Origin of the sequence: Cupriavidus pauculus (genome assembly GCF_022179805.1) — a bacterium.
Classification (GTDB): Bacteria; Pseudomonadota; Gammaproteobacteria; order Burkholderiales; family Burkholderiaceae; genus Cupriavidus; species Cupriavidus pauculus_E.
The window spans coordinates 221,923-236,649 of the sequence record NZ_BPUO01000008.1; the positions used below are offsets into that span (position 1 = coordinate 221,923).

14 protein-coding genes are annotated in these 14,727 nt (G+C 65.1%); 9 read left to right on the top strand and 5 right to left on the bottom strand.

Annotated elements, in window-relative coordinates; all coding sequences use genetic code 11:
- Positions 1-247 precede the first annotated feature (247 nt).
- A complete protein-coding gene (locus MFF62_RS18535; protein ID WP_238264756.1) occupies positions 248-640 on the bottom strand; it encodes a DUF4399 domain-containing protein in 393 nt (130 codons plus the stop codon).
- 158 nt (positions 641-798) lie between these two features.
- Positions 799-1,227, bottom strand: coding sequence for a DUF4399 domain-containing protein (locus tag MFF62_RS18540; RefSeq protein WP_238264585.1), 429 nt, complete (start codon positions 1,225-1,227; stop codon positions 799-801).
- A 224-nt stretch (positions 1,228-1,451) separates the two neighbouring features.
- Between MFF62_RS18540 and MFF62_RS18545 the strand changes: the two genes are divergently transcribed.
- Complete coding sequence (locus tag MFF62_RS18545; RefSeq protein WP_238264586.1) at positions 1,452-2,720, top strand: formylglycine-generating enzyme family protein; 1,269 nt, start codon at positions 1,452-1,454, stop codon at positions 2,718-2,720.
- Between the two features lie 21 nt (positions 2,721-2,741).
- Here the strand turns inward: MFF62_RS18545 and MFF62_RS18550 are convergent, their stop codons facing one another.
- Entirely contained in the window at positions 2,742-4,895 is a 2,154-nt protein-coding gene (locus MFF62_RS18550; protein ID WP_238264587.1) for a serine/threonine protein kinase, read from the bottom strand.
- Positions 4,896-5,277: 382 nt separating this feature from the next.
- On the opposite strand from MFF62_RS18550, the gene MFF62_RS18555 reads away from it, so the two are divergent.
- From MFF62_RS18555 to MFF62_RS18575, 5 genes are all read left to right on the top strand, one after another.
- Entirely contained in the window at positions 5,278-5,553 is a 276-nt protein-coding gene (locus tag MFF62_RS18555) for a hypothetical protein (RefSeq protein WP_238264588.1), read from the top strand.
- A gap of 77 nt (positions 5,554-5,630) precedes the next feature.
- Positions 5,631-5,897 (top strand): hypothetical protein, encoded by a 267-nt coding sequence (locus MFF62_RS18560; protein WP_238264589.1) that lies wholly within the window; start codon positions 5,631-5,633, stop codon positions 5,895-5,897.
- A gap of 85 nt (positions 5,898-5,982) precedes the next feature.
- Positions 5,983-6,255 (top strand): hypothetical protein, encoded by a 273-nt coding sequence (locus tag MFF62_RS18565; RefSeq protein ID WP_238264590.1) that lies wholly within the window; start codon positions 5,983-5,985, stop codon positions 6,253-6,255.
- Between the two features lie 151 nt (positions 6,256-6,406).
- Positions 6,407-6,622, top strand: a complete 216-nt coding sequence (locus tag MFF62_RS18570; RefSeq protein ID WP_238264591.1) for a hypothetical protein — start codon at positions 6,407-6,409, stop codon at positions 6,620-6,622.
- Between the two features lie 826 nt (positions 6,623-7,448).
- Positions 7,449-9,368 carry a DEAD/DEAH box helicase gene (locus tag MFF62_RS18575; RefSeq protein ID WP_238264592.1) on the top strand — a complete coding sequence of 640 codons (1,920 nt, stop codon included), beginning with the start codon at positions 7,449-7,451 and terminating at the stop codon, positions 9,366-9,368.
- Positions 9,369-9,491: 123 nt separating this feature from the next.
- Here MFF62_RS18575 and MFF62_RS18580 read toward each other — a convergent pair whose 3' ends face one another.
- A complete protein-coding gene (locus tag MFF62_RS18580) occupies positions 9,492-10,748 on the bottom strand; it encodes an SUMF1/EgtB/PvdO family nonheme iron enzyme (RefSeq protein WP_238264593.1) in 1,257 nt (418 codons plus the stop codon).
- A gap of 137 nt (positions 10,749-10,885) precedes the next feature.
- Positions 10,886-11,986: an L-histidine N(alpha)-methyltransferase gene (egtD, locus tag MFF62_RS18585; protein ID WP_238264594.1), complete on the bottom strand. Its 1,101-nt coding sequence runs from the start codon at positions 11,984-11,986 to the stop codon at positions 10,886-10,888.
- A 601-nt stretch (positions 11,987-12,587) separates the two neighbouring features.
- Between egtD and MFF62_RS18590 the strand changes: the two genes are divergently transcribed.
- The 3 genes from MFF62_RS18590 to MFF62_RS18600 all read left to right on the top strand — a co-directional run bounded on the left by MFF62_RS18590 (position 12,588) and on the right by MFF62_RS18600 (position 14,714).
- A complete protein-coding gene (locus MFF62_RS18590; RefSeq protein ID WP_238264595.1) occupies positions 12,588-13,304 on the top strand; it encodes a TerC family protein in 717 nt (238 codons plus the stop codon).
- A 118-nt stretch (positions 13,305-13,422) separates the two neighbouring features.
- Positions 13,423-14,217: a thymidylate synthase gene (locus MFF62_RS18595; RefSeq protein ID WP_238264596.1), complete on the top strand. Its 795-nt coding sequence runs from the start codon at positions 13,423-13,425 to the stop codon at positions 14,215-14,217.
- The gene (locus MFF62_RS18600) at positions 14,214-14,714 is read left to right on the top strand and encodes a dihydrofolate reductase (RefSeq protein WP_238264597.1); all 501 of its coding nucleotides are present in this window, start codon (positions 14,214-14,216) and stop codon (positions 14,712-14,714) included. Before MFF62_RS18595 ends, MFF62_RS18600 begins: the two co-directional genes overlap by 4 nt.
- Positions 14,715-14,727: the final 13 nt, after the last annotated feature.

Sequence of the window (14,727 nt, forward strand, 5' to 3'; positions counted from 1 at the left end):
CAGCAAGCGTGCCAGCCCGGGCCAGGCCGATGAAAAAAGTCTGGAAACGCTTGTAGAGCAAGGCTTTGCGGGTTTCGGACGGAGATTTCGCTGACGGCCAGCGCCAGGCAAGGTGTTGGACGGTCACCGACAGCCGTCCACACACTGTTGGCTTGCGCCGCTCACCAAAAAAAGCGGCGCACATCGCTGTGCGCCGTATCGGAGACAGGCGGACCGCCCCGCCTTTTCGCTCCGAGCCCTTGACCGGTCATTTCACATAGATCGTGATCTTCTTCGAGTAGATCGGGGGATTGGTCGGGATGTGCTTCTCGTCGCCCATCAGCAGTTGCAGCGTGTGCTTGCCCGGCGGCAACTCGATGGTGGTTTCCGTTTCGCCCGCGCCAAAGTGCAGGTGGTTGCGGTCGTTCGGGATTTCCTTGTCCAGCGGTGGCAGGTCGACATCGATCAGCAGGTGGTGGTGGCCCGTGTTCGGATACTTGACGTCCTTGGGCGCCACGCCCATGTTGCGCAGCCCGAACCACACCTTGATGGGCTTGCCCGCCTGCAGCGTCTGGTTGTTGTTCGGGAAGCCAATATAGAGATAGGCATTCTTCGGTGCCGGCGTGGGCCCCGAGGCCGCGCTGGCGGCTGCGGGCGCCATGGCGTGGCCGGCATGGGGCGACGATGCCGTGGGGGCGGACGCATCGGCGGCGCGCGCCAGGCCCGCGTACAGCATGGCACCGGCGGACAGCAACGTCATGCCCGCGATAAGCATCGGTCTGAAATGGGTCATGGCTCCCCCGTTCGCGCCTGTGTGCGCTAGCGCACAGTGATCGTGATCTTCTTGGAGTAAATCGGCGGATCGAACGGTACATGTTTGCTGTCGCCCAGCAGCAGCTGCAACGTGTGCTTGCCCGGAGGCAGTTCGATGCGCGCGTCGGTTTCACCGGCGCCAAAGTGCAGGTGATTGCGATCGTTCGGGATTTCCTTGTCCAGCGGCGGCAGGTCGACGTCGATCAGCAGATGGTGATGTCCGCAGTTTGGCCGTTCGATGCCCTTGGGACAGACGCCCATGCCCTTGAGCCCCATGCGCACCCAGAGCTTGCCGCCCTCGATGACCGTGCCGTCGGCGGGCCAGATGATGTACGTCTCCGCGCCCTTGGGGGCCGGCGTGAGCGGTATCGCGAATGTCGTCCAACTGGCCAGGAATGCGGCCGCGAGCGCGTGCAGCAGGGATCGTCTGGACATGGCGGCTCCTCCCGGAGAACTGTCCGCTTCACACGGTATTCCCGCGGGGGAGCGGATTCTTGGTGGATGTTCTTGATGCGCTCGGCGATGTGTCCTGAAGCGTAGGTCGGAAGACACCAAAAAGCGAACTTTCACGCCACAAGGGCTGTGCTATCTTGAAACGGCCGGTACCGCGTCTCGGCAACTCCACACCGCATGCCGCGGCGATCCTGAAGGGGATGAATATGTGGCGGAAAGCATTTTTCGTAGCGCTGCTGGCACTCGGCCCGGGAATGGATGCGGCGTTGCATGGGCCACCATCGGGCAACGCATGGCCTGGCGCCAGCCTGCTGCCGCCATCAGCCCACGCAGGCATCCTGCCCAAGAACAGCGACGAGCAGTACGAACTGACGTTCTGGGATTCGATCAAGAACAGTACCTACGCCGCGGACTACGAGGCCTATCTGAAGCAGTACCCCAATGGGCGCTTCGCGGCGCTGGCCAAGTCCCGGCTCGAACGCATCAAGGCCACCGCGCCAGCACAGGCCGCGCAGCCCCCGGCCGCCCAGCCCCCAGCCACCAAGCCCGACACCAAGGCGGAAGCGAAGCCCGAGCCGCCCAAGCCCGCACCCGCCGCCAAGCCCACGCCTGCCCCGGCACCCACGCCGCCCACGGCCGGCGCCGCCGGGCAGCCGCGCACGCGCGCGGGTGGCGCGATTGCGCAGGGAACGGTGACCTATCCGGCCGAAGGCAAGGAAGCGCCAGCCGGCGGCGCGGCAAGGCCGGCCGAGGCGCGTGGCGCGGAGTCGCGCGACTGTCCGCAGTGCCCGGTGATGATCGCCGTGAATCCGGGCGGCTTCACGATGGGCAGCAATACCAGCGATCCCGCCGAGAAGCCGCCGCATCACGTGAACGTGGGCAATGCGTTCGCCATCGGCAAGTACGAGGTCACGGTGGAGCAGTGGAACGTGTGCGCCGACGCCAACGCCTGCCCGCGCATCGCCACCAACCCGCCCGAGGCCAAGAACGCGCCCGTCCGTGACGTCAGCTGGGACGACGCGCAGCAGTACGTGGCGTGGCTGTCGAAGACCACCGGCAAGACCTATCGCCTGCCCACTGAAGCCGAATGGGAATACGCGGCGCGCGGCGGCACCAGCTCCGCGTTCTGGTGGGGCGACAAGATGAGCAAGGGCAACGCCAACTGCAAGGACTGCGGCGACCCATGGAGCGACGCCGCGCCGGCCAACGTCGGGTCGTTCGCGGCCAACCCGTTCGGCTTGCACGATATGAACGGCAGCGTCTGGGAATGGGTGTCCGATTGCTGGCACAGCTCGTACAAGAACGCGCCGACCGATGGCAGGTCCTGGGAAGAGCCGGCCTGCACGGCACGCGTGATCCGAGGCGGATCGTGGCGCGAGGGCGCCAGCTACATGGTGTCATCCACGCGCTTCAAGTACAGCTCCAGCGTGCGGCAGTCGCAGAACGGGTTCCGCGTGTTGCGGGATGCAAAGTAGCGCGTTCCACGGCCGCTGAGACTACTTGGCGCGTGTCGAGATCTGCACGATGTCGGCGCTGATCTGATCGCGCCCCAGCTTGCCGGCCATCTGCGCCAGCGGCTTTTCCAGCGCGCGCAGGTATTCCTGGCGCGTTTCCACTTCGGGCCGCCGCGTGGTGAACAGCGGCGCGGGCGTGGTCAGCAGCACCACCAGTTCGGTACCGAACGGCTTCGAGATGACCCAATCCCCGCTGTCGCCCACCGTGGCGCTGTAGCTGGCCGGCGCCTGGTTGCCCTGGATGCGTCCGCTGGGCACAAGGTGGGCCACCTTGCCATCGGCCGAGAAATAATCAACATAGACATACGAGTCGTGCGGCGGCGTATTGATGTCGAGCACCAGCGGCGTGCCTTCGGCCAGTTGCGTGCCGCCGCGTGTGCGCAGCGCTGCCCCGGCCTTTTCTCCGGCCTTGCGGCCGCCCGACCAGTAGGGCGCGACCAGCCGCACCACATCGCACTTGTCGTTGGCCAGCGGCTGGGCGTCGAGCTTAAGCGATTTCACGCCCGACACCTTGTTGAGCTTGTCGCGCAGGCCGTCCGCCGCCGACTCGGCAACGTAGCCGCTAACCAGCAGCGTGTTGCCTTCGATGTTGGCGGTCAACAGCGAGCACGGCGTGGCCGCGATCACCTGGGCCACTGCTTCGGGTTTCAGCGGCACCGCCTCCGGTGGCGGCGGCGCGGAAGGAGTGGACGGTGCCGGTGCTTCGGCCTGCGTCGGCGGCGTGGTGTCCGGCGTCGACACGTGGTTGCGCCAGAAGTAGACCAGCACGCCAGTGGCCAGCGCCACGCCGGCAATCACGCTGCCGGCAATCACCGGCAGGCGCACGCCGCCTTCCTGCGTCTCGCCGCCAAGGCCGGCGAGGAACTGCTTGACCGTCGGCGTACGCGTGGCGCGGTCCAGCGACAACGCCTGGCGCAACGCCTTCCACTGCCCACGCGATAGCGCCTTGGGCTGCTCGGGACGCAGGCTCTTGACGCGTGCCTCGGCGGCCGACATCCGGTTGAACGGATGCCGCCCGGTCAGCAGCTCGTAGCTGACGCAGGCCAGCGCGTAGATATCGTCACGCGGATCGGGCTCGCGATGCTCGAACATCTCCGGGCTGGCGTAGGCCGGCGTCATGCCGCCCAGCGATCCCGGATCGAACACGGTCTGATCGGCGTCGTCGGCAGGCTGCTGGAAGCCGCGCGCAATGCCGAAGTCGATGACCTTGACCTCGCCGCGATCGGTCAGGAACACGTTGGCGGGCTTGAAGTCGCAATGCACGAAGCCGCGCTCGTGCGCGTAGGCCAGCGCGCTGCCCATGCCGACGATGATCGGCATGGCTTTTATGTATGGCAGCCCCTGGAACTCGGGCGTGCGCAGCACCCGGTTGAGCGACTTGCCCTGCAGGTATTCCATGGTCAGGAAGACCGTGGGGCCGTCGCGGTCGAAGTCGTACACCGTGACGATGTTCCGGTGCGCCAGTTGCTGTGCCTTGCGCGCCTCGCGCTGCAGGGCGATCAGTGATTTTGGATGGCCGCTGAACTGCATGTTCAGCACCTTGATGGCGATGTACGGCTTGCGGTCTGATGCTTCGAGCTTGCGCAGGTCCAGCGCCTTGTAGACCGTGCCCATGCCGCCCACGCCCAGGCATTCCTCCAGCACGAACCGCCCGTTCAGCGTATCGCCCACGCCCTTGGTGGGTCCCGACGGCACGTAACCGCCCGTGAAATGTCCGCTCTGGCCACCAGTACTGCTACCGGTATTGCTGCCCGTGTTGCTTCCCGTATTGCTGCCTGTATTGCCCGTGTGGCCGCCCGTCATGCCGCTGAGCGGCGACGGTGCCTCGGGCACGATGCGGGTTTCCTCGCCAGGCATGTCGTGCCGCGCATCGTGCTGCGTGTCGTGCTGAACCGGATGCTGCACTTCGCCCACCGGGTCGAACTGGGTGGCCATGTGCGAGTCGATGCGATGCATGACTTCGGCGTAGACGGCCGGCGGCAATGGAAATCGCGTGTGCTCCTCGGAGAGCACGCGGGCGAACTGCGTGGAGTCGGTCTGATCGTCCTTGAGGGCCAAATCCACCGATGCGAGGAATTCGTCGCGGCTCAAACTGCCCCGCTGAAAATTCCGTATGAGTTCGGTCAGGCTGGACATCCGGTGCATCCCGACGAGTAGTTTTGAGGCGGAACCGTTGCGTCACGGCGCATGGCCTTCGATGGATACTAGTGCGCACTCCGGCCATTCGCAATCCCACACTGCGGCGCCGCGCCACCTTGCCCGTTGCTGCCGCGCAGACACCCGACACCTTTCTGTTGGCCGGGCCCCATCACTTCGCGGGCCACCGCCCTGCCGCGCCGGCCAGGCCCACACCACCCGTTTTCCCGCAAACCCTTGTGCCACAACGCCTCGCCGTTTTTTTTCGCGGACATGGCCCGCGCTGGCACGCTTGCTGCGATATCTGGTCCGAGCGCGACACCAACCCGATGCTCGACAAACCTGACCCAAAGCACCACCTTCCTTACCTTAGGAGACCACCATGACCACGCTGACCATCAAGGACCTGTCCTCGACCGAAACCCTCGACGCCAAGAAGCGGCAAGCCGTACGCGGCGGCATCGCCTTCCTGCCCGTTACCACCGTCTACAGCCCGTTCAAGCTGTCGGTCGACAAGGTGTTCGACGTCAAGCAGTCGAACCAGCAAATGCAGGAAGTCACGAACTACTTCGGCAACGGCTCGGCCTTCCAGGAAAACATGCACAACAACGTGACGACGAACCAGTACGCGCAGAACAACGTGTACCACCCCGCCTGAGCACGGACGCACCCAGGTTTTACACCGGCACCATCGCCACCCATCGCCTTACCATCATCGCCCCTTAGGAGACTGCCATGAGCACCCTGACCATCCTCGACCTGTCCAGCACCACCACCCTCGAAGCCACCCGCATGAAGTCGGTACGCGGCGGCCTGGGCCTGATCGCCCCGTGGACCAGCGTCTACGCCCCGGTGAAGCTGTCGTTCGACTCGCACGTCAAGATCGACCAGCAGAACCAGCAGATGCAGCAGGTCGGCAACTACTTCGGCAACGGTTCCGCGTTCCAGGAACATATGCACAACAACGTGACGACGAACCAGTACGCCCAGAACAACGCCTGATTCGCCAGGCTGGCGGGCAGCGCCCTCGCGCCCGCCAGCACCGGCCCACATCAGACACGCCGCATCCGCCTTCAAGGAGTCCACCATGTCATCGATCATCGTCCGCGACCTTGCCGTCAGCAAGGACCTCGACCAACAATCGCTGCGCGCCATCCGTGGCGGCGCAGACTGGCTCGGCAAGATAGCCGCCACCGGCCCGCTGGCCAACGTCAACGTCAATATCAACCAGAGCGTGCAGCAGCTGCAGCAGGTGAACGTTGCCGCGTTCAACAACAACAAGATTGTCGGCGTCGACCTGGGCAACCTCGCGCTGAACATCAAGCCGACGCAATGGGGCGGCAACCTGGCAGTGGCCTGAGTGCCGCGCGTCCAGGAGCGGTCCTGTCTCGTGCGCTGCGCATGCGGCGGGACCGTTCGCCTATACTGAATCGGGCCCGCGCCTGCCCCGGCGCTGCCCGACCGGTGCCATTCAGGCCGGCCGCGGCGAGGCCCGTATGCTGGAGAACGCCATGGCAGTGATCGTCATCAAGGATTTGTCGGAGAACATGGACCTCGACCGCGAGGCCATGACGGCCATCATCGGTGGCGCACGGCTTGCCGGCAGCTATCGCTGGCAAGCGCACCGACGCCCCACGCTTGCACGACTGATCCAGTATCCGGAGGGATTCCCCGGCACATCGCAGGTTGCAGGGCAGGAACGGGAGACCAAAGCCACGCGCAAGTAAGTCAGCTTCATCTGCGCGCGACGCTCAGCTGGTCTAAAAAAAGAAAAGCCCGCCAAGTAATTGGCGGGCTTTGGTTGCGGACGGGCCCGGATCTCCTGGGTCTACGTCACCGGCTGATTCCGGTCATTCCCTTGCCAAGCATGTTTCCCATGGATTCCGCCCATGACGCGGACGCCCATCCGGACCACCCGGACAGTCGGAGGAAACCTGGCAGTGGCATCAATGACCGCAATACCGGTGCCGAGCGGCAAGCGAACCTTGCCAAAGGCAGAATCAGCGGGGCTGATCCGTCCACCCCATACGGGCATGCATGCCCGCGTTTGCAGTATAGGCAGCGCGCCTCGACATTCAAGCGATGCCCCGGCCGCATGCGCTTACGTTTGATTACGTTTGCGTCTTTTCGCGGTGCAACAAAAATTTCGACGTTCTGCTATACTCCGCGCCGTGAGTTTCGCACTGTGAGTTCCGCACCGCGCCCGAAGGCAACACGCCGTGGCGTATCCGCTACCTCCCAAGATCTGCTCCCTGCCTCTGTCATCACACGAAGTTCCGACAGGTGCCTGGCCAGAACGCACCGCTCACCTGACGTCGCCTCGTCTCCGATCCTGATGAACAGCCGAATTGATGCGCTGTTTGCCTGCCAGGGATTTTTCGGCCGGTCTGCCTGATTGACCAGTCGCCTCCCCTGCCTGCCGCCGTATTGCCAGCTGAGTCTGTCGTACGGCCTTCCGATTGGCGCCGAAGCCTTTTTTAAGACTTTGCACTTGCGCCTACCCTCGAGCATCACAATGCCCCAGGGTGCCATGCATTTTTAATCACGTACGACATGACCCAGCACGAAGATTTCCGTGCGGAGCAGCCTATTGCTTCCGCCGCCGACGCATCCGCCACGCCCGCCGCTGCCGTGAGCCCGCTCGACAAGCTCGACGCCATGCTCAACGCCGATGCAGCGCCGGCCGCCGCCGACGCGCCGCAAGCGGTGGAAAGTGGCTTCGCCAACCTCGGCCTGGACGCCGCCATCCTGCGCGCCCTGGCTGAAGCCAACTACAACAACCCCACTCCGGTTCAAGCCGAGGCCATTCCCGCCTTCCTGGCTGGCCGCGACCTGCTCGTTTCGAGCCAGACCGGCTCGGGCAAGACCGCCGCGTTCATGCTGCCCGCCATCCAGCGCATCAGCGAGAAGCCGGCCCCGAACCGTCCGACCGAACCGGCCAAGCGCATGAAGGGCAAGCGCCCCCGTCCGGCCGCCGCACAGCCGTCGCTGCTGGTGCTGACGCCGACGCGCGAACTGGCCCTGCAGGTCACGGAAGCCGCCGCCAAGTATGGCCGCCATCTGCGCCGCATCGTCTGCGCCAGCATCCTGGGCGGCATGCCCTACCCGAAGCAGCTGGCCATGCTGTCGCGCATGCCGGACATCCTGGTCGCCACGCCGGGCCGCCTGCTTGACCATATCGAAGCCGGCCGTATCGACCTGTCCGCGCTGGACATGCTGGTGTTCGACGAAGCCGACCGCATGCTGGACATGGGCTTTGCCGATGACATCGACGCCATCGTGGCTGCCACGCCGGCATCGCGCCAGACGCTGATGTTCTCGGCCACGCTGGACGCCCGCATCGCGCAACTGGCCTCGCGCCAGCTGAAGGACCCGCAACGCATCGAGATCGCCGCCGCACGCGCCGATCACAGCAACATCGAGCAGCGCCTGCACTACACCGACGACATGTCGCACAAGGAACGCCTGCTGGACCACCTGCTGCGCGACGCCGGCCTGAAGCAAGCCATCGTGTTCACGGCTACCAAGCGCGACGCCGATTCGCTGGCCGAGCGTCTGTCGGACACCGGCTTTGCCGCTGGCGCCCTGCACGGCGACATGACGCAAGGCGCGCGTAACCGCACGCTGACCGCCCTGCGCCGCGGCAACCTGCGCATCCTGGTGGCCACCGACGTGGCCGCCCGTGGCATCGACGTGCCCGATATCACCCACGTGGTGAACTTCGACCTGCCCAAGCAGGCTGAAGACTACGTGCACCGCATTGGCCGTACGGGCCGTGCCGGTCGCTCGGGTATCGCCATCAACCTGGTGAACCACGGCGACGTGTTCCAGTGGCGCCGTATCGAGCGCTTCACGAACAACCGCATCGACGCTTCGGTGATCGAAGGCCTGGAGCCGCGTCGTACGCCCAAGCCGCGTTCGAACTTCGGCGGCAAGCCGGGCGGCGGCCGTGACGGCTTCCGTAGCAACGGCGGCGGTTACCGTGGCAACAGCAACGGCAACGGCGGCGGCTATCGCGGCAACCGCGAAGGCGGCGAGCGCAGCTTTGGCGACCGTAACTTCGGCGACCGCAAGTTCGGCAACGACGGCAACCGTGGTTTCGGTGACCGTGGCGAGCAACGCAGCTTCGGCGGCGAAAACCGTGGCTTCGGCGATCGTGGCGAACAACGTGGCTTTGGCGATCGCGGCGAGCAGCGCGGCTTCGGCGACCGTGGCAACGGCGGCGGCTATCGTGGCCAGGGCCAAGGTCAAGGCCAGGGTCAAGGCCAGCAGCGCAGCTTTGGCGATCGCAGCTTCGGCGGCGAACAGCGTTCGTACGGCAACCGTGAAGGCGGCCAGCGCGACGGCAACCGCGGTGGCTTCGGCGGCGAGCAGCGCAGCTTCGGCGACCGCAAGTTCGGCGACCGCGGTGGCGATCGTGGCGGCTTCGGCGGCCAGCGCAACGGCAACAGCCGCTCGCGCTACGAGCGCTAAGCACTAAAGCTGGAAAGTAAAAAAGGCACCTGCGGGTGCCTTTTTTTATTGCTGCGGTTTTTCTTGGGGGGGTTCTCTTGCTCCCCTCTCCCGCCGTGCGGGAGAGGGGCGCTAAAACAAATACTAGATCTCGCAGGTCCGGAACCCAACAAACGACACATCATCCTCCGGCAGCAGCGCCGTGCGAGCCCGCACATGGCGCAGCCGCTGCGGGCTCGCGAACGACACGCCGCGCACTGCCTGATGCGTGCCGAAGCGGCCGATGATCTCGCCATCGGTCGGCTCGGCGGCAAACCCCAGGTATGGCTCGTAAGGGGTGGCCGTCCATTCGCGCAGCGCGCCCCATTGCAGCCCGCGATTCTGCGTGGCCGCCAGCTCCCATTCCACTTCCTGTGGCAGGCGGCGTCCTGCCCACACACACCACGCCTGCGCCTCGAACAGCGTCACGTGGCGCACCGGCTCGTCGGGATTGAGCGTGCGCTCGGTGCCAAAGCGCGATACCACCCAGCTACGGCTCACCGCGTGGCGCGCCCAATAACGCGGCGCCGACCGCTCCTGCGTCATCAGCCACTGCCGCCCGGCCGTGGACCAGTACGACGGATGCTCATAGCCGTGGTCCTCGATAAATTCCAGGAACTGGGCGTTGGTGACCAGCGCCGCATCCATCTCGAACGCGGGCACATAGATCTTCTGGGCCGGAATTTCGTCGGGCCAGGCGAATCCGCCCTGCTCCGGCCAGCCCTGCGTGAAGTTGCCGCCCGGGAAATGCAGCGTGCCGGATGAGGCCACCGCGCCCATCGGCGCAATCGATGCCGGCTCGGCCGGCGCCAGTTCCAGCGCCTGCAGCAGCGCGGCCACGGTTTCGCCCTGCACGTCCTCGTAGTGCAGGGCGCGGCGGAACGGGTACAGCGTGTCGTCGTTATCGTCGGGCAGCAGCGCAATGCGGCGCAGCAGGCCATCGAGCACCTGCGTGGCGTAGTGCTTCACCACCGCCACGTCGGGCAAGGCGATTTCCCAGCGCTCGTCGGGGCCGATGCGATCCGGGTCGAACCATTCGTCGGCGCCGTCCAGCAGCGACGGCTCGCTGGCCACTGGCAGACGGATGCCGCCCTGCTCCAGGTGCCGCACGCCGCGCAGGCACCACCACTCGGCATGCCAGGCGATATTGCCCAACGCCCACAGCGGCGGATTGCAGTCGTACTGGCGCGGCACGGTCCAGCCCTTGCGGGTCTGGCCGAATGCACCCAGCCATGCCAGCGTGCGGTTGCGCGACTCCACCAGCGCTTGCGCCAACCCCTCGCGCGGCAACCGGCGCGCGTCGGGCCAGCCCGCCGTGCCGCCGGTGAAGTGGAGATCGGGAAGCATGGAGAAGCCGCTCATCGAGGAATCCGTGTCGGAGGGTGAATATCGGTGCCGGCCGGGGCCGGCTGCGCGCATTATGACACCACGTTCGCGCGCGTTCCGGCCAGTGCCTTTCCACCCTGCTGGCGGCGCGGCTACCGCCAGGCGGCGCGCGCTCAGCCGCGCGCGTGGAACACCGCGAACCAGCCGCGCGGATCGGTCCAGCAAACGGGATCCGTGAATCCCGCAGCTTCGAGCAGGATCGCGAAATCGTCGGGCCGGTACTTGTGCGAATCCTCGGTATGGATGCGTTCGCCCGCCGCGAAGCGCCGCTCGCCGTCAGGCCAGCGCACGGTCACGTCGCGCTCGGCCTGCAGGTGCATCTGGATACGCGACGCCTGCACATCGAACGTGGCCGCGTGCCGCCAGTCTTCCAGCGCAAAGTCGCTACCGACGATGCGGTTCACATTGCGCAGCACGTTGCGGTTGAACGCGGCGGTCACGCCCAGCGCATCGTCATAGGCGGCCACCAGGGTGTCGGTGTCCTTGTGCAAGTCTACGCCGATCAGCACGCCGTCGCCGGGGCCCGCCGCCGCGCGCAGCCGCTGCAGCAGCGCCAACGCATCGATCGGCGTGAAATTGCCGATGCTGGAACCGGGATAGAAGAACAGGCGCCGTCCGCGCCTGACGCTGGTGGGCAGGTCCAGCGGACCGCACAGGTCGGCGCCGAGCCCAAGCATCGGAATCTGGGGGTTCTGCTGCTGCAGGTTGGCCAGCGTGCCGCGCAGGAATTCCACCGAAATATCGAGCGCCACGTACTGGGCCGGCTGCAGGCTCGGAAACAGCCGAGCGGCCTTCTGGCAATTACCGGCGCCCAGGTCGATCAGCACGCAGCCGCTGCCCGCGCGCGCGGCAATGGCCGGCGCGGCCGTGGCGAAGATCGACGCCTCGGTGCGCGTGGGGTAGTACTCGGGCAGGTCGGTGATGGCCTCGAACAGCCTGGAGCCCAGCACATCGTAGAAAAACTTCGGACTGATCCTGGCCTGGGCACCGCTCAACCCCTGGGCGATCTCGGCGCGCAGCGCGTTGCTGTCTTCGCGGTACTGCTGCACGAATTCGGGCTGCGGCGTGCCGTTGGTGCGGGCGTGGCCATTGCCGACGATGATGCGCGGCTCGGGCGCGATTTCCGGGGTGGCGTGGCCGTTCTGGTGGGGGGTCTTGCTGGACTTGAGGCGGGTCTGGGTGTCGGGCGTCTGGAGCGTAGCGGGGGCCGGCATGACGTTTCCTTGTTGTCGATGGGCACTACGGTGAATCCCTCGCGAAATCTCCGCAATGACACCAAGGGTGCATGCGGACCCGGTTTGGGATGCGCTCCTGTCAAGTCTGGTGCACATCTGCGCGAACCGATCCACATAGCATAGGTGCATATGCTTATACGCGTGTGACGCGTTGCATCACTTTACAAACTGCAAGCCGGCGTCAGACGGCATCCATGTCTCAACCTGAATACATACAAACCCCGAGCTAGCAGTGCAACATTTTTTCTCGCACTTCCCTTATAATCGCGTCCAACGTGTTCACCGGAGCTTCCGGCGGACACGATCCCTTCCAAAGAGGGAAGTAAAAGGGGAGTAGCTTGGGGGCATCCGTGCCCTTAGCACAATCGTCATTCCGAGACGTCCGCACGTCTCCGGTTGTGCTGACCCTGGCGCGCATTCCGCGCCAGTCAGTCGAGCAAGACCTTTGCACACCTGGTTTTTATGGTTTGCAAAGGCGGCCCCATTTCACTTCCGGCGCTCGCTGTAAATCCCAGGTGCAACAAAAAACCCTTGCCGGCCCATTGGCCAGCAGCTTTTTATCCGTACCTGAGGAGCGTACATGGAGTGGTTTACCGATCTGTTCACGATGCAGTTCCTGACAGCGCTGCTGTCGATCGTCGTCATTGACCTGGTGCTGGCCGGCGACAACGCCATCGTGATCGCCCTTGCGGCGCGCAACCTGCCGCCCCATCTGCAGAAGAAAGCCATTATCTGGGGCACCATCGGTGCCGTCGTGGTCCGTTCGGCCATGACCATCGGCGTGGTCTGGCTGCTCAAGATCCCCGGCCTGCTGCTGGTTGGTGGCCTGGCGCTGGTCTGGATTGCCTACAAGCTGCTGGCCGCCGAGGAAGATGGCGACGAGCACGGTGCTGGCGCCAGCACGCTGGTGGGTGCCATGAAGACCATCATCATCGCCGACGCGGTGATGGGCGTGGACAACGTGCTGGCCGTGGCCGGCGCGGCCCACGGCAGCTTCCTGCTGGTGGTGCTGGGCCTGCTGATCAGTATCCCGATCGTGGTCTGGGGTTCGAGCCTGGTGCTCAAGCTGATGGCCCGTTTTCCGTCGGTCATCTACATCGGCGCAGGCGTTCTGGCCTTCACCGCGGTGAAGATGGTGCTGCACGAGCCCGTCACGAAGGCGTTCTTCGAAAGCCAGCCGGTCATTTACTGGGGCCTGTACGTGGTGATCATCGGTGGCGTGCTGGGCGGGGGCTACCTGACGCAGAAGCGTCGCGGAAGCCGCGAAACCACGCAGAAGCCGGTGGAAAGCCACTGATCTGGCTGACCTGACGTAAAAATGGCCGCCTCCGGGCGGCCATTTTCGTTCTCAGGCTAAAATCCCCGCTTCCGGCCAGAAAGCCGACATCACATTCCCCACATCCCATTCCGCGCCGATGAAACAGTATCTCGACTTCATGCGCCATGTTTTCGAACAAGGCACCGAAAAGTCCGACCGCACCGGCACCGGCACGCGCTCGGTGTTCGGCTACCAGATGCGTTTCGACCTGAGCGAGGGCTTCCCGGTGGTCACCACCAAGAAGCTGCACCTGAAGTCGATCATCCATGAACTGCTGTGGTTCCTGCAGGGCTCGACCAACATCCAGTACCTGAAGGACAACGGCGTCACGATCTGGGACGAATGGGCCGACGCCAATGGCGAACTCGGGCCGATCTACGGCTACCAGTGGCGCGCGTGGCCCACGCCGGACGGCCGCCACGTCGACCAGATCAGCGAGGTGATGCAGCAGATCCGCAACAACCCCGATTCGCGCCGCCTGATCGTGTCCGCCTGGAACGTGGGCGAGATCCCGCAGATGAAGCTGCCGCCGTGCCATGCGTTCTTCCAGTTCTACGTGGCCGATGGCAAGCTGAGCTGCCAGCTGTACCAGCGCAGCGCCGACATCTTCCTGGGTGTGCCGTTCAATATCGCCAGCTACGCGCTGCTGACGCACATGATTGCCCAGCAATGCGACCTGGACGTGGGCGACTTCGTCTGGACCGGCGGCGACTGCCACATCTACAGCAACCACTTCGAGCAGGTACAGACGCAACTGGCCCGCGAGCCGATGAAGCTGCCGACGCTGCGCATCAAGCGCAAGCCGGCCAGCATCTTCGACTACCAGTACGACGATTTCGAACTGGTGGGCTACGAGTCGCATCCGGCCATCAAGGCACCGGTGGCCGTATGACGCTGTTGACCCTGATCGTTGCGCGTGCGCGCAACGGCGTGATTGGCCGCGACAACACGCTGCCGTGGCGGCTGCCCGAGGACCTGCAGCATTTCAAGCGCACCACGCTGGGCGCGCCGATCGTCATGGGCCGCAAGACCTGGGATTCGATCGGCCGTCCGCTGCCCGGTCGCCGCAATATCGTGGTGAGCCGCAATCGCGGCCTGAAGCTGGAAGGTGCCGAAGTGGTGGGCTCGCTCGAAGACGCCCAGCGGCTGTGCGTGGGCGTGGAGCAGGTATTCCTGATTGGCGGCGCCCAGCTTTACGCGGAAGCGCTGCCTTCGGCCGACCGCCTGATCGTCACCGAAATCGACGCCGATGTGCCCGGCGATGCGTTCTTCCCGGCAGTGGACAGGTCGACGTGGATGGAAGTCTCGCGCGAAACCCACCATTCGGAGTCGAATGGGTTCGACTACGCGTTCGTGACGTACGAACGGCCGCCGTCGGGCGAGGAGTAAGACTTTTTGGATG

What these genes read in the sequence shown, in the direction of transcription:
- MFF62_RS18560 (WP_238264589.1), top strand. Translation starts at nt 5,631, where the DNA reads ATGAGCACCCTGACCATCCTCGACCTGTCCAGCACCACCACCCTCGAA.
- MFF62_RS18545 (WP_238264586.1), top strand. Translation starts at nt 1,452, where the DNA reads ATGTGGCGGAAAGCATTTTTCGTAGCGCTGCTGGCACTCGGCCCGGGA.
- MFF62_RS18565 (WP_238264590.1), top strand. Translation starts at nt 5,983, where the DNA reads ATGTCATCGATCATCGTCCGCGACCTTGCCGTCAGCAAGGACCTCGAC.
- MFF62_RS18570 (WP_238264591.1), top strand. Translation starts at nt 6,407, where the DNA reads ATGGCAGTGATCGTCATCAAGGATTTGTCGGAGAACATGGACCTCGAC.
- MFF62_RS18595 (WP_238264596.1), top strand. Translation starts at nt 13,423, where the DNA reads ATGAAACAGTATCTCGACTTCATGCGCCATGTTTTCGAACAAGGCACC.
- MFF62_RS18575 (WP_238264592.1), top strand. Translation starts at nt 7,449, where the DNA reads ATGACCCAGCACGAAGATTTCCGTGCGGAGCAGCCTATTGCTTCCGCC.
- egtD (WP_238264594.1), bottom strand. Translation starts at nt 11,986, where the DNA reads ATGCCGGCCCCCGCTACGCTCCAGACGCCCGACACCCAGACCCGCCTC.
- MFF62_RS18540 (WP_238264585.1), bottom strand. Translation starts at nt 1,227, where the DNA reads ATGTCCAGACGATCCCTGCTGCACGCGCTCGCGGCCGCATTCCTGGCC.
- MFF62_RS18550 (WP_238264587.1), bottom strand. Translation starts at nt 4,895, where the DNA reads ATGTCCAGCCTGACCGAACTCATACGGAATTTTCAGCGGGGCAGTTTG.
- MFF62_RS18590 (WP_238264595.1), top strand. Translation starts at nt 12,588, where the DNA reads ATGGAGTGGTTTACCGATCTGTTCACGATGCAGTTCCTGACAGCGCTG.
- MFF62_RS18535 (WP_238264756.1), bottom strand. Translation starts at nt 640, where the DNA reads ATGGCGCCCGCAGCCGCCAGCGCGGCCTCGGGGCCCACGCCGGCACCG.
- MFF62_RS18580 (WP_238264593.1), bottom strand. Translation starts at nt 10,748, where the DNA reads ATGAGCGGCTTCTCCATGCTTCCCGATCTCCACTTCACCGGCGGCACG.
- MFF62_RS18600 (WP_238264597.1), top strand. Translation starts at nt 14,214, where the DNA reads ATGACGCTGTTGACCCTGATCGTTGCGCGTGCGCGCAACGGCGTGATT.
- MFF62_RS18555 (WP_238264588.1), top strand. Translation starts at nt 5,278, where the DNA reads ATGACCACGCTGACCATCAAGGACCTGTCCTCGACCGAAACCCTCGAC.